This is a genomic window from Dietzia sp. KRD202, assembly GCF_017168155.1.
Taxonomy (GTDB): domain Bacteria; phylum Actinomycetota; class Actinomycetes; order Mycobacteriales; family Mycobacteriaceae; genus Dietzia; species Dietzia kunjamensis.
Genome location: NZ_JABFAN010000019.1, coordinates 393,975 through 407,505, shown reverse-complemented (window position 1 = coordinate 407,505; position 13,531 = coordinate 393,975). Strand labels below are relative to the sequence as shown.

Here is a 13,531-nt window from a genome sequence, read left to right as displayed (position 1 = left end):
GCACGATCGCCTCATGTACGTGGTGACCATCGACCAACGCCGCAGCCGCAGCAGCGCCGACCGGGTACCCGCCCTGATCGACGCCCTGGCGGACATCCCGGCCGCGGCCGCGTTCGAGCGCACGGCCGGAGACGAGGTCCAGGGCCTGCTCGACGACCCTGCCGCGGTGCGGTCGGCGCTGCTCGTCGCCCTGCGCGAAGGTGAATGGCACTGCGGTGTCGGGGCGGGAGACGTCGACGACGAGTCCTACTCCTCCGGGACCAGGGCCGGTCGCGGGGACGCCTACCTCGCCGCCCGCGACGCCGTCGACGCCGCGAAGGGCCTCCCCGGCTCGGTGGCCATACGGGTGTCGGGCGACCCCGGATCGCAGGACGACCGCGGCTCGGCGACGGCGTGGGCCGCCGACTGCGAGGCGGTATGGGCACTGCTCGCGCCACTCGTGCTCGGGCGCACCGAGGCGCAGTGGCGGGTGGTGGACGCCGTCGACCGCTCCCCCACCCAGGTCGCCGCCGCCGAGGAGCTGGGCATCACGCCCGCCTCGGTCACCGGGGCACTGCGGCTGTCGCAGATCCGCGAGGAGCGCGCCGCGTACCCGGTGCTCGACCGGCTGCTCGCGGGCGCGCACGACGCGGCCGTGGGCGGGGCCGGCAGCCCGGCGAGCGGCCAGCGCGGGAAGGCCGCGGACGGCGGGCGTGGGAAGGCCGACCGATGAGCAGCTGGCCCGACTGGATCCTCGTCGCGATCGTCGTGACGCTGAGCCTGATCGCCTCCGCCGCGCTCGGCTCGCCCATCGCGTCGCTCGTCCTGCGCTCGGCGCGGGTCCCCGAACCCCCGACCATCGAGGTCAGCGGCGACGCGCGGACCCCGGTGATGCGCCGACGCGACGACCCCGCCCCAGCTGTCCGCGAGGTCCTGCGCGGGGGGATGTGGATCGGGATCCTCGAACGCGTCGGACTCACCGCGGCCATCCTCGCCGGGCGCTTCGAGCTCGCCGCGGTGGTCGTGGCCATCAAGGCCCTCGGCCGATACCCCGAGATCCGCGAGAACCCCGCGGTGAGCGAGCGGTTCATCATCGGCACGCTCGCCTCACTTCTCGTCGCCGCGGCGTGCGGGGCGCTCGGACTCGCGATTCTGCATACCCTGGGCTGAGCACGGTCCCGATCCCCGAGGAGAGGACACCCGCCATGACCCGCACGAAGCTCTTGGTCTCCGCCGCCGTGACCGCGTCCGCGCTGGCCCTGACCGCCTGCGCCGGAGGCGGAGACGACACCGCGACCGCGACTGACCCGGCCGGCACCTCCGCCGACGCCAGCGCGGAGCCCGGCACGAACGCCCCGCCCGAGCCCGGCGCCGACGCTCCCGCCGATGAGGGTGAGCGCTCGGCCGCCGATGTCATGTTCGTGCGGATGATGATCCCGCACCATGAGCAGGCGATCGAGATGAGCGACATCATCCTGGCCAAATCCGACATCCCCGCCGACATCACCGCCCTCGCCGAGAAGATCAAGGCCGAACAGGCTCCCGAGATCGATCAGATGACGGCCTGGCTCGACCAGTGGGGACAACCGCCCGGCCCGCGCGACGGCCACCGAGGTCACGGCGGCGGCGGCATGCCCGTGATGGGCAACGACATGTCGATGATGGACGGCATGCTCTCCGCCGACGAGCTCCAGCAGTTGTTCGACGCCGAGGGCACCGACGCCGCGCGGTTCTACCTGGAGCAGATGATCGCCCACCACGAGGGCGCCATCGACATGGCACAGGGGGAGGTGGCGGACGGCACCTATCAGCCGACCGTCGACCTGGCCCGGTCGATCATCGACACCCAGCAGCAGGAGATCGCGCGGATGCGTGAGATGCTCGCCGAGATGTGAGGCCTGACAGGCCACGTGACACCCGACAGCGTGATACCCGACAAGGAGCCCGCCCAGCAATGACCACCACCCCTCGACTCCGTCGCCGGGCCCTGGCCGCGGCCCTCACCGCGAGCTGGCTCACCCTCACCGCCTGCGGCGCCACCCAACCCGGCCAGGCGGACCAGAGCCCCAGCGGGCAAAACCAGAGCGCGCAGAACCAGGGCGGACAAGTCCAAAGCGGACAGAACCAGAGCGAGTCGAGACAGGCCGCGGCGACCGAGGTCCTCGACCGGTACGGGCTGGCCGATATGGACGCCCGCGGGGTGATCGAGCACCTCGACACCATGCCCGTCGCCGAGCGCCCCGCCACCCTCCTCGCCTCGGTCCAGCCGACCGAGCTCGTCCTCACCGACACCGCCGGCGGCTCCATCGCGACCCTGCCGATGCCGGACGAGCAGTTCTACCTCGCCGTCGCGCCCTACGAGGACCAGACCCACGACTGTCTCTTCCACAGTCTGACCACCTGCCTCGGCGAGATGGCCGGCGAGCCCGTCGACATCACCGTGACCGACGAGGCGGGGCAGACGGTCCTCGACGAGACCCGCACGGCCTACGACAACGGGTTCGTCGGCCTGTGGCTCCCCCGCGACCTCACCGGCACCCTCACCGTCGAGCACGACGGAAAGTCCTCGACGGTGCCGATCGCCACCGGCGACGACGACCTCACCTGTCTGACCACGGCGCACCTGACGTAAGAGCCCGACGCCGCACCCGACCCGCACCCGCCAGGAGCCCGCCCATGGTCACCGTCCGAACCGCCACGCGTGCCGACGCGCCCGCGATCGCCCGCATCCTCAGCGACGCGTTCCGCGACGACCCCGCATGGTCGGTCACGCTGCCCGAGGACGAGACCCGGCACACCAAACTCACCTCGTACTACCTCCGCCGGGTGCGGCGACACCCCCAGTGGGTCGACGTCGCGATGGACGACGGCCGTGTCGTCGGAGCGGTCCTGTGGCAGCCCCCTGCCGCCCCCGGCGCTCTGGGGACCGCCCGGCGAGCGATCTCCGGTGCGGCCCTGTGGACGCTGGGCCGGCTCCCCCTGGGCCGCGGTGCCCGGCACACCCTCCAGATCGAGGCCTACCGGCCCACCGAACCGCACTGGTACATCCGCGACATCGGCACCGGTCCCCGAGCCCGCGGCAAGGGCGTCGGATCGGCACTGCTGGAGCACCGCCTGAGGGTCGTCGACCACTCCGCGAACCCGCTGGCGTTCCTCGAATCCACCACCCCGGCGAGCCGTCGCCTCTACGAGCGGTTCGGGTTCGAGGCAGTGGGCTCCGTGCCGACGCTGCCCGGTCAGTCCTCGACCGCCATGGTCCGTCGGCCCGTCGACAGCGCGGACCGGTCCGACCGGCCCGACGGACGCGCGGAGTAGACCCGCCGGGCAGCACCTCCTCCGCGCACGCGACGAAGGCCTCAGTACGCTCACGGCTATGACGGCAGACTTCGTGACCCCCATCACAGACACCCTCGGCCGCGCGCGCCAGAACATCATCTACCGCTCCGGAGTCTCCGGGATCACCCCCGCGGTACCGACCGGCGCCGAGAAGCTCGAAGCCGCCGCCCGGCGCGCGCTCCTGCGACGACCCGGCGGCAAAAAGGCCTGGGCCTACGTCTACGGAGGCGCCGGCTCGGGGCAGACGATGGCCGCCAACCGCGAGGCCTTCGACCGCCGGCGACTGGTGCCGCGCATGCTCCGCAACACCTCCCGGCGCGACATCTCCACCACGGTGCTCGGGCAGACGCTCCCCGCGCCCGTCCTGGTGGCCCCGATCGGCGCCGCCGGACTCATTCGTCGCGACGCCGACGTCATGGTCGGCCGGGCCGCCGCCCGGCGCGGACTGCCGTACATCTTCTCCTCGCAGGGCTCCTCGCCCATGGAGGCGACGGCCGCCGCGATGCAGGACAGCCCCCGCTGGTTCCAGCTGTACTGGAGCAGCGACGAGCAGCTGGTCGACAGCTTCATCGCCCGCGCCGAGGCGATCGACGCCGGCGCCCTGGTCGTCACCCTCGACACCACCACGCTGGGCTGGCGGCCGTGGGACCTCGACCTCGGTTCGCTGCCGTTCACCCGCGGCGTCGGGATAGCGCAGTACACCTCGGACCCGCGCTTCCGGCAGTTGGTCGCCGAGCGGGTCGACCGCGAGGCCGCGGCGGGCGCCAGCGCGGACGCCGATGCCGTCAAGGTCACCCCGCAGGCGGCGCTGACGCTGCTCGAGATGGCGCGCAACCACCCGGGTTCGACGCGGGAGAACCTGCGCGCCCCCGAGACCCGTGCCGCCGTGCAGACGTTCCTCGACACGTTCTCCAACCCGGCACTGAGCTGGGACCACCTGGCGACCCTGCGGGACCGGACGAGGCTGCCGATCGTCCTCAAGGGCGTCCTGCACCCCGATGACGCCCGGCAGGCGTTCGATGCCGGTGTCGACGCGGTCATGGTGTCCAACCACGGCGGCCGCCAGGTCGACGGGTCGATCGGCACCCTCGACGCCCTCGTGGCGATCCGCGAGGCGGTCGGCCCGGAGCCGACACTGCTGCTCGACTCGGGCGTCCGCAACGGCACCGACGTCGTCAAGGCCATGGCGTGCGGCGCGAACGCGGTGACGATCGGCCGGCCCCACGTCTACGGCCTGGCCATCGCCGGCGAACACGGCGTCGGCGAGGTGCTCGACAACCTGCTCGCCGAGATCGACCTCACCATGTCGCTGAGCGGCGCCAGCTCGTGGGACGAGGTCGACGCCTCACTCCTGGCCTGAGACTCGCGCCCGGTCCGGGGCTCGCTCTCGGCGCGGTCGTGGTTCGGGCATGAGCAGAGCCCCCGGTCGGCGACTGCCTACCGGGGGCTCTGCTCTGCAACGGGCCAGCTCTGTGGCGGGCCAGCTCTGCAACGTGCCAGCTCTGTGGCGACCTAGATGATCGGGTCGCCTTCGCGCCTGGCCTCGGCGGCCTCCTTGACGAAGCCACGGACGAGGACGGCGAGGACGCCGGCCACGATGACGGGCCAGATCAGGACGTAGATCGTGAGAAGGATCGGTGTCATTGTCAGCTGCCTTCCTTCCTAGACGCGGACGAGGTCGTCGTCGTCGTCATCGGTTCGGACGTTCTGGTCGCGGCCGTCGTCGTCGGACTGGGCCTCGAGCGCCTCCGCCGACTCGGCGGTGTCGTAGTCGGCGGTGCGGGCGGCGATCTTGGCGAAGTCAAAGTCCATCGAGCTACGGAAGGACATCGCGGCACAGACGATCGTGCTCACCGCGTACGCCACGAGCGAAGCGGTCAGGGTGTCGTAGTCACGCAGGAAGCCGAAGACGAACGGCGCACTGCCCAGGGCTGCGATCGCGCCGACGACCAGCGCCGGGCGCAGGCCGAAGAACCCGAAGACCATCAGCCCGAGCACCACGCCCACGCCGACCACCGCCAGCGCCTCGATGCCGTAGGCGAGCAGCCCGCTGTCCGGGATGGCACCGAAACGGGTCGGCAGGAACACCGCCAGCGCCGCGAGCACGGACACGGTGAAGGCCATGTTGGTGACCTTCTTCCAGTAGAAGCTCGCGATCACCGGGAACACCAGGGCGCCCCAGAGTGCACCCACGAAGACCAACAGGTCGAGGATGTTGAAGCGGATGTTGGCGAACACCAGCGCCGCAGCGGTGGCGACGACCATCGTGAGCCGGCCCACGATGAGCATCGTGCGCGGGTTGGGGACCTTGCCCTTGCTGCGCAGGCTCTGTCCGTAGACGTCGGTCATGGCGATCGACGACATGGCCGACAGGTCGGAGTCCGCGGTCGACGACAGCGAACCGATGATCATGATGAAGAACACCGCGACCAGGACGCCCGGCAGGTACTCGGCGGCCACCTGCGGCAGGATGTTGTTGGGGTCGCCGTCCACGGGATCGATACCCGCGTACAGGGCGAGCACGCCCACCATGCCGATGCCGATGATCGTGGCGCCGTAGCCGATCGTCGCCGTGATGAACGTCGGCTTGATCAGGTCCTCGCGCACCGCGAACAGTCGCTGGGCGATGGTCTGGTTGCCGATCGCGTAGGCCAGCACGGCCGCGATGTACGGCGCGCCCTGGTTGAGGAACGCGTCCGAGGAGAAGAAGTTGCTCTGCTGCGGGGTGAGGTTGGCCGCACCGCTCGAGAACACCTCGACGCCGCCGAGGAAGAAGAACATCGACGGAACGATGATGATGACCGCGCCGAGCATGGCCAGCACCTGGGCGAAGTCCGTGAGCACCGAGGCGCGGAAGCCGGACCACAGCGTGTAGAGCAGCACACCGGCGGCGATCACGATGATGCCCTGCATGAAGCTGAACGGGCTGAGCATCGCGATCAGGGCGCCACCGGCGATGAAGTTCGACGTCAGCGAGATGACCGAGCCCAGGATGTTGGAGCCGGCCAGCATCAGCTGGGAGGAGCGCCCGTGGCGCGCGAACATGACCTCGGCCAGGGTGTGAGCCTGGGGCGCGACCTTACGGATGCGCCGGCCGAAGGGGTAGATGAACAGGATCATCAGGGCACCCCAGAGCCCGTAGTGGATCGGTCCCGACACCCCGTAGAGGTAGCCGGAGTTGACCGAGGCGTACATCGACGAGGCCCAGATCCAGGTGGCCGTCATCGACGCCGCCGAAATGCCGAATCCGATCCGGTGACCGGCCGTCATGTAGTTGTCAGCGTTCTCGTCCTTGCGCGCGATCCGCATGGACATGACCATGGTGCCGCCGTAGAACAGCAGCAGTAGCAATACAAGCGCAGTCGCACTCAGCGCGGGAGAGCCGAGCAAATCCATATCTGCCTTTCTCTCTTTTATTGTCAGAACAACGGGCCCAGCATAGAGAACCCTGACGGGAAACTGAGAATCGCCAAGGTGAGAGGCATTGTCGGGAGGTCCAAAATGGAGCCCGCTCCCGACCGTTCGACGGCCTGCGACCCGGCCACAAGATGGAGGAAAACCCCAAACGTCCCCCTTTGGCGAGGCCGACGCTCAGGGAATGTTGTGGATGAACGTTGCCAGATCAGCGACACCCAGAATGTTGCGGTCGGACGCAAAAATTGCGGCGCCTGCCTGCGCTGACGGCCCAGGATCAAGCGGCAGCAGTCGACCCCGGCGAGTGTGCGCTCAACGAACGGAGTGCCGTCAACTTAAGAGTGGTGTCATATCCCTCAGCAGGTGACTGCGAGGACCACCCATCGGCCGGACGCACCCGTGGGCGGGTCGGCGGCGGGCTGGCCGGCGGCGGCCGGAAGGCGGGTGGTCCCGAGGTGTGGATCAGTACTGGCCGGTGCGGTGGGGCCAGGCGGCGCGCCAGTCGTCAGCGCTGGCCTCGGCCGCGGGCACGGGCAGCCGCGACTCCGCGGCGCTGACGGTCTCGGCGAACTCGCGGACCACCCGTCGGTACTCGACCTCCGCCGAGCCGGAGCCGTCGGCGTCGGAGGCCTCGTCGGCGGCGTGGGCGGCGGCGTGGAACAACCCCCCGGCACCGACGTGGACGACCCGCATCCGATCGGGCACGAGATCGTCGGGGATCCCGGCCGACCGGACGCGCTCGAGCACCTTCTGCCCCAGTGCCAGCGCGGGCATATCCCAGGAGATCCCCTCGACCACACCGCGCGGCGGGCGACCGGCGCGCTCGGCGGCCTTGGCCTCCTGCCACAGTCGGTCCTGCTCGGCGGCATCGAGGGCCCCGGGCCCACGACCGGGCCCGTCGGTGAACCAGTACGGTGCCCGGCGTCGGAGTTTGTCGAGCAGCGCCCCGGCCACGTCCTGCACGTCGAACGGCGACTCGTCCCGCTCGGCCCCGATCGCGGCGTGGAACAGCACCTGGAGCAGCAGGTCGCCGAGCTCGGAGACCAGCTCGTCACGGTCGCCGTCTGCCACTGCGTCGACCAGCTCCCACGACTCCTCGAGCAGATACGGCAGGAGCGAGGCGTGGGTCTGGGCGGACTCCCACTCCCCGTCGCGGCGGATGCGGACCATCACCTCGACGGCTTCGGCCAGCCGGTCGCCGCCGCCCGTCGAGAAGAGGGTTTCGCCCGTATCGGTCGAGTGGACTCGTGCGAAATCCTCTTCTCGGCGGGGATCGCGGGCGCCGCCGGGGCTTCCGGGGCCACTGTGGCCGCGCGCCGCGCCGCCGGGGTCCGCGTCTGAGTCGGGCCGCCCGCCGCCCGGGCTCATCGCGCGGGCACCGTCTCCGGCTGGATCACCGGGTTCGACCCCTCCGGATCCCCGGCCATCGCCGTGAGGAAGTCGGCGGCGTACTGCAGCATCTCGTCGTCGCGTGCCTTCTCCCCACCGGCACCCGCACGCGCGCCGGCGGCCTTGGGCAGCGGGAGCAGCACGGTCTTCTGCGTGGCCCGGTACTGCGCGGCCGGGTACATGCGCTTGAGGCGCATCTGCTGCGAGTCCAGCAGGTCGAGCGGGCCCACGCGCAGGCGCGAGCCGGCCAGGACGATCTCGCGGACCCGGTACTTCTGCGCGACCAACCGCAGCCGCGAGACGGACACCACGCGGCGGGCCTCGGCGGGAAGCGGCCCGTAGCGGTCGAGCAGCTCCTCGACCACCGCGTCGATATCGGCGGCCTCCCTAGCCTGCGACAGCTTGCGGTACGCCTCCAGCCGCAGCCTGTCGCCGTCGACGTACTCCACCGGGATGTACGCGTCGACGGGCAACTCGATGCGGATTTCGCCGACTTCCTCCTCGACCTCCACCTTCTCCCCGTCGGCCACCGCGCGGTACGCCTCCACCGCCTCGCCCACGAGACGGATGTAGAGGTCGAACCCGACGCCCGCGATGTGCCCCGACTGCTCCGCGCCCAGCACGTTGCCGGCGCCGCGCAGCTCGAGGTCCTTCATCGCCACGGCCATGCCGGCGCCGAGGTCGTTGTTCTGCGCGATCGTCGCGAGCCGGTCGTACGCGGTCTCGGTGAGCGGCTTCTCCGGGTCGTAGAGGAAGTAGGCGTACCCGCGCTCACGCGACCGGCCCACGCGGCCGCGCAGCTGGTGCATCTGCGACAGTCCCAGCTGGTCGGAGCGGTCCACGATGAGCGTGTTGGCGTTGGAGATGTCCAGGCCGGTCTCGACGATGGTCGTACACACCAGCACGTCGTAGTCGCGGTTCCAGAACCCGCCGACCGTCTGCTCGAGCTGCTCCTCCCCCATCTGCCCGTGCGCCACCACGACGCGCGCCTCGGGCACCAGGTCGCGGATCTTCGCGGCGGTGGAGTCGATGGTCCGCACGCGGTTGTGGACGTAGAAGATCTGCCCCTCGCGCAGCAGCTCGCGCCTGATGGCGGCGGCGACGTGCTTGTCCGAGTGCGCGCCCACATACGTCAGCACGGGCAGCCGCTCTTCGGGCGGGGTGAGGATCTGGCTCATCTCGCGGATGCCGGCCAGCGACATCTCCAGGGTGCGCGGGATCGGGGTGGCGGACATGGTGAGCACGTCGACGTGGGTGCGCAGGGACGTGATGTGCTCTTTGTGCTCCACGCCGAAGCGCTGCTCCTCGTCCACGATCACCAGGCCGAGGTTCTTCCACCTCACGCCCGTGGCGAGCAGCCGGTGTGTCCCGATCACCACGTCCACTGTCCCGTCCGCCAACCCGGCGAGGATCTTCCTGGCCTCGGCGTCGGAGGTGAAACGGCTCAGTCCACGGATCGTCACGGGGAAACCGGTCATCCGCTCGGCGAACGTGGCCAGGTGCTGCTGCGCGAGCAGCGTGGTCGGCACCAGCACCGCGACCTGGGTGCCGTCCTGCACGGCCTTGAACGCGGCGCGCACGGCGACCTCGGTCTTGCCGTAGCCGACGTCGCCCACCACCACGCGGTCCATGGGGGCGGTCTTCTCCATGTCGCCCTTGACGTCCTCGATCGCCGTGAGCTGGTCGACGGTCTCGGTGAAGGGGAACGCGTCCTCCATCTCGCGCTGCCACGGGGTGTCGGGGCCGAAGGCGCGCCCGGGCGCGGACTGCCGCTTGGCGTACAGCTGGACCAGCTCGGTCGCGATCTCGCGGACGGCCTTCCGGGCCTTGCGCTTGGTGTTCTGCCAGTCGGCGCCGCCCATCTTGGACAGCGTCGGGGCTTCGCCGCCGACGTAGCGGCTGAGCTGCCCGAGCGACTCCATGGGCACGTAGAGCCGGTCCCCGGCCGCGCCGCGCTTGCCGGGCGCGTACTCGATGACCAGGTATTCGCGCCGTGAGGAGCCGTCGCCGCCGCGCACCTGCCGCTCGACCATCTCCACGAACTTGCCGATGCCGTGCTGGTCGTGCACCACCCAGTCGCCGGCCTTCAGAGCCAGCGGGTCGACCTGGTTGCGGCGCTTGGAGTGGCGCGCCTTGGGGCGGGTGGTGGAGCCGAGGCGGTTGCCGGTGAGGTCCGTTTCGGAGACGACGACGAGGTCATCGGCCACCCCGGCGGCGCCAGCGCCGGTGGTGAGCGAGAACCCGCCGTGCAGGACGGCCTCGTAGACCGACACGAGTCCGGAGGCGGGCTCGGATCCCGCCGTCGCGGCCGTGGCGGGGACCTCGGCCTCGGACAGGCGTTCCAGGATGCGGGCGACGGTGCCGTGACCGGGCACGACCATCGCGGCCCGGCCGCCGCCGCCGACGAGCGCGCGGAGCCGGACGAACATGGCCTCCATCTCGGAGTCCTTGCCGCGCGGGGCGGGCGGGTCGCCGGCGGGGACGGTGATGACCGCGCCGTCCTCGGGGTCGGTGAGGAACCCGGGCGGGACGAGCTGCCACCACGCGCGGCCCGCCTCGGTGGCCTCGGAGCGGACGGCGGAGAAGGTGCGGTAGCCCGAGCCGGACAGGTCCAGCGTCTCGCTGTCCACGGGGGCGTCGCCGCCCATGGTGGCCGCGGTCCACGAGGCCTCGAGGAACTCCCGACCGGCGGAGGCCAGGTCGGCGGCGCGACGGCGGACCTTGTCCGGATCGCACACCACCACGCGGGTGTCGGCGGGCATGAGCATCGGCAGGGTCGTCATGTCCTCCGGAACGAGCACCGAGGTCAGGGCCTCCATGCCGTCGCGCGGGATGCCCTCGGCCAGCGAGTCCAGCAGCTCGGCGAGCGTCGGGTTGGCACGGTGCTCGGCCGCAAGCTCCCCCGCTCTGGCCCGCACGGCGTCGTCCAGCAGGAGCTCGCGGCACGGGAACAGCACCGCGGACTCCACCTCGCCGTCGGGCAGGGAGCGCTGGTCGGCCACGGAGAACTCACGGATCTCGGCGATGGTGTCCCCGTCGAACTCGATGCGCAGCGGGTGGTCGGCGGTGGTCGGGAAGACGTCCACGATGCCGCCGCGCACCGCCACGTCCCCGCGCCGGGCGACCATGTCCTCACGCAGGTACGCGAACTCGGCCAGCCGAACCATGAGGTCGGTGGGGTCAAGCTCGGCGCCCCTGGCCAGCCGCACCGGCTCCCGGCGGGCCGCGCCGGGCGAGATCGGCTGCACCACCGACCGCGCCGCCGCCACGACGATCCCCGGGGGCCGCCCCGACAACACCGAGTTCAGCACCTCGAGCCGGCGACCGATCGTGTCCGCCGCCGGCGAGAGACGCTCGTGCGGCAAGGTCTCCCAGCTCGGGAACTGCGCCACCTCGTCGTCGTACAACCCCGACAGCTCGTCGGCCAGTTCTTCGCACTCGCGTTCCGTAGCCGTCACCACCAACAACGGGGCACGCTGCGCCACGGCGGCGACGAGGAACGGCCGCAGCGCCTCGGGCGCGCGGACCACCGCCGCGTCGCGTTCCAGACCGTCGCGCAGGTCGGCCAGCGCCGGGTTGGCCAGGACCGCACCGGCCAGACCGGACAGCGCGGCGGTGGTGGGGCTGCTGACAGTGGTGGTCACGCGTGTGAGTCCTCCAGGTGGGGTGGGCGCGGCGGACGTGGCCGCACGGAAAGCACCAGTGTAATCGGCATCCGGCGCCGGAGCGCGGGGGCGACTCCACGGGCTGCGCGGAGCAGCCTCAGGACCCCCGTGGTGCCGCCACGGTGCCGCACCCGGTCGTGGCGCAGAGCCGCCTCAGTGCCACCCCCGGGTGGCGGCGTCGGTCGCAATGTTTCGTCGGCGACGGATGCGTTGTTCCAATCGCAACCACCCGGTAACAGACCGACACGCAACGGTAACGGTGCGGGCGTGTACTCGCTGCCATGTCACCGGAACCCCTCCGGTGGCCTCGTCCCCGAGGAGCCGACCATGCCCGAGTTCGACACCACCATCACCGAGAACATCGCCGCCTCCCTCAAGGAGATCCCGCACCCGTCGCTGCCCAAGGGCACCAACATCTACGGCGGCACCAAGATCTTCCCGGACTACAAGGCCGAGGAGGGGGAGTCGTACTTCACGCTCGTGCATGGCATCGCACACGAGTCCTCCGTCTCCTTCGTCGCCGTCCTCCAGGCCACCCGCGCGCTGCGCAAGGGATTCGAGTCGGCCATCTACTTCTACGGGCCCGGCGCGATCAACTGCCTGGCCACCCGCGGATTCCCGACCACCGGGGACTCCGGCTTCCCCGGCGAGCAGAACATCAACGAGTCCCTCGAGTCGTTCATCTCCGAGGGCGGGACGGTGTTCTGCTGCCGCTTCGGGCTCGGACTCCACGGCGGTCGCGAGGAGGACCTGATCGAGGGCGTGATTCCCGCGCACCCGCTCGACGTGCAGGACGCCCTGATCCACTACGCCCGTAAGGGCGCGATCATCAACTCCACCTACATGGTCTGACGTCATGACGACCATCGGCTCGGTCGCCGCCAACTTCGGCCGCGACCTGGAAGAGAACTACCGGACCATCGCCCACTACACGGGGATCGCCCGCGAGAGCGGCGTCGACTTCCTGGTCTTTCCCGAGGCAGCCATCGGGGGCTACCTCTCGAGCCTCGGCAACCACGGTGACACCGTCTCCACCGCCGGCTCGCTGCCCCCCGCCATCCGACTCGACGGCCCCGAGATCGCCCGCGTGCAGGAGATCATCGGAGACCTGGTGGTGGCCATCGGGTTCTGCGAACTCGACGACGACGGGGTGAGCCGCTACAACGCGGCCGCTGTCCTCGACGGAACCTGCGTCTACGGCACCTACCGCAAGGTGCACCAGCCCCTCGGGGAGAACATGTCCTACGCCTCCGGCGGCGACTACCGGGTGTTCGACACTCCGGTCGGGCGGGTGGGCCTGCAGATCTGTTACGACAAGGCGTTCCCCGAGGCCGCGCGCGTCATGGCACTGCAGGGCGCCGAGATCATCGCCTCCCTGTCCGCGTGGCCGGCGGCACGTACCGCGACCGCCGCCAACCTCCAGGAGGACCGCTGGACCTACCGGTTCAACCTCTTCGATTCCGCACGGGCGTTGGACAACCAGGTGTTCTGGGTGGCCTCCAACCAGGCGGGGACTTTCGGGTCCCTGCGGTATGTCGGCAACGCCAAGATCGTCGACCCCGGCGGGAACATCCTGGCCACCACCACCCTCGACGAGGGCCTGGCGGTCGCCGAGGTCGACGTGGCGGGGACCTTCGCGGCCATGCGCGCCGGGATGTTCCACCTGCGCGATCGGCGCCCCGACGTCTACGGGTCGCTGGTCGAGGTCAGCGACCCGGCCGAGGAGAGGACGCTCGCCAGTGCCTGAG

At 70.8% G+C, this 13,531-nt stretch carries 12 protein-coding genes; 8 read left to right on the top strand and 4 right to left on the bottom strand.

Features of this window, described 5'->3' with window-relative positions; all coding sequences use genetic code 11:
- The first annotated feature begins 13 nt into the window (after window positions 1-13).
- From J1M64_RS17620 to J1M64_RS17595, 6 genes are read left to right on the top strand one after another with little or no spacing between them, the layout of a single operon-like run.
- Complete coding sequence (locus tag J1M64_RS17620; RefSeq protein WP_241261670.1) at window positions 14-712, top strand: hypothetical protein; 699 nt, start codon at window positions 14-16, stop codon at window positions 710-712.
- On the top strand, window positions 709-1,149 hold the full coding sequence (locus tag J1M64_RS17615; RefSeq protein WP_206474974.1) for a hypothetical protein: 441 nt from the start codon (window positions 709-711) through the stop codon (window positions 1,147-1,149). Before J1M64_RS17620 ends, J1M64_RS17615 begins: the two co-directional genes overlap by 4 nt.
- A 35-nt stretch (window positions 1,150-1,184) precedes the next feature.
- Window positions 1,185-1,874 (top strand): DUF305 domain-containing protein, encoded by a 690-nt coding sequence (locus tag J1M64_RS17610; RefSeq protein WP_206474973.1) that lies wholly within the window; start codon window positions 1,185-1,187, stop codon window positions 1,872-1,874.
- A 59-nt stretch (window positions 1,875-1,933) separates the two neighbouring features.
- A complete protein-coding gene (locus tag J1M64_RS17605) occupies window positions 1,934-2,611 on the top strand; it encodes a CueP family metal-binding protein (RefSeq protein WP_206474972.1) in 678 nt (225 codons plus the stop codon).
- 44 nt (window positions 2,612-2,655) lie between these two features.
- Window positions 2,656-3,294 carry a GNAT family N-acetyltransferase gene (locus J1M64_RS17600; RefSeq protein ID WP_163376042.1) on the top strand — a complete coding sequence of 213 codons (639 nt, stop codon included), beginning with the start codon at window positions 2,656-2,658 and terminating at the stop codon, window positions 3,292-3,294.
- 58 nt (window positions 3,295-3,352) lie between these two features.
- Window positions 3,353-4,675: an alpha-hydroxy-acid oxidizing protein gene (locus J1M64_RS17595; RefSeq protein ID WP_206474971.1), complete on the top strand. Its 1,323-nt coding sequence runs from the start codon at window positions 3,353-3,355 to the stop codon at window positions 4,673-4,675.
- Between the two features lie 152 nt (window positions 4,676-4,827).
- Here J1M64_RS17595 and J1M64_RS20030 read toward each other — a convergent pair whose 3' ends face one another.
- The 4 genes from J1M64_RS20030 to mfd form a co-directional block, all read right to left on the bottom strand.
- On the bottom strand, window positions 4,828-4,959 hold the full coding sequence (locus J1M64_RS20030) for a putative transporter small subunit (RefSeq protein ID WP_096907137.1): 132 nt from the start codon (window positions 4,957-4,959) through the stop codon (window positions 4,828-4,830).
- A gap of 18 nt (window positions 4,960-4,977) precedes the next feature.
- Window positions 4,978-6,711, bottom strand: coding sequence for a sodium:solute symporter family protein (locus tag J1M64_RS17590; protein ID WP_206474970.1), 1,734 nt, complete (start codon window positions 6,709-6,711; stop codon window positions 4,978-4,980).
- A gap of 480 nt (window positions 6,712-7,191) precedes the next feature.
- Complete coding sequence (locus J1M64_RS17585; protein WP_206474969.1) at window positions 7,192-8,097, bottom strand: MazG nucleotide pyrophosphohydrolase domain-containing protein; 906 nt, start codon at window positions 8,095-8,097, stop codon at window positions 7,192-7,194.
- The gene (gene mfd, locus J1M64_RS17580) at window positions 8,094-11,762 is read right to left on the bottom strand and encodes a transcription-repair coupling factor (protein ID WP_206474968.1); all 3,669 of its coding nucleotides are present in this window, start codon (window positions 11,760-11,762) and stop codon (window positions 8,094-8,096) included. The genes J1M64_RS17585 and mfd overlap by 4 nt, the downstream gene beginning before the upstream one ends.
- Window positions 11,763-12,110: 348 nt before the next feature.
- Between mfd and J1M64_RS17575 the strand changes: the two genes are divergently transcribed.
- Window positions 12,111-12,635 carry an MSMEG_0572/Sll0783 family nitrogen starvation response protein gene (locus tag J1M64_RS17575; RefSeq protein WP_061913878.1) on the top strand — a complete coding sequence of 175 codons (525 nt, stop codon included), beginning with the start codon at window positions 12,111-12,113 and terminating at the stop codon, window positions 12,633-12,635.
- Between the two features lie 4 nt (window positions 12,636-12,639).
- Window positions 12,640-13,530: a carbon-nitrogen hydrolase family protein gene (locus tag J1M64_RS17570; protein ID WP_061913876.1), complete on the top strand. Its 891-nt coding sequence runs from the start codon at window positions 12,640-12,642 to the stop codon at window positions 13,528-13,530.
- The last annotated feature ends 1 nt before the right edge of the window (window position 13,531 follow it).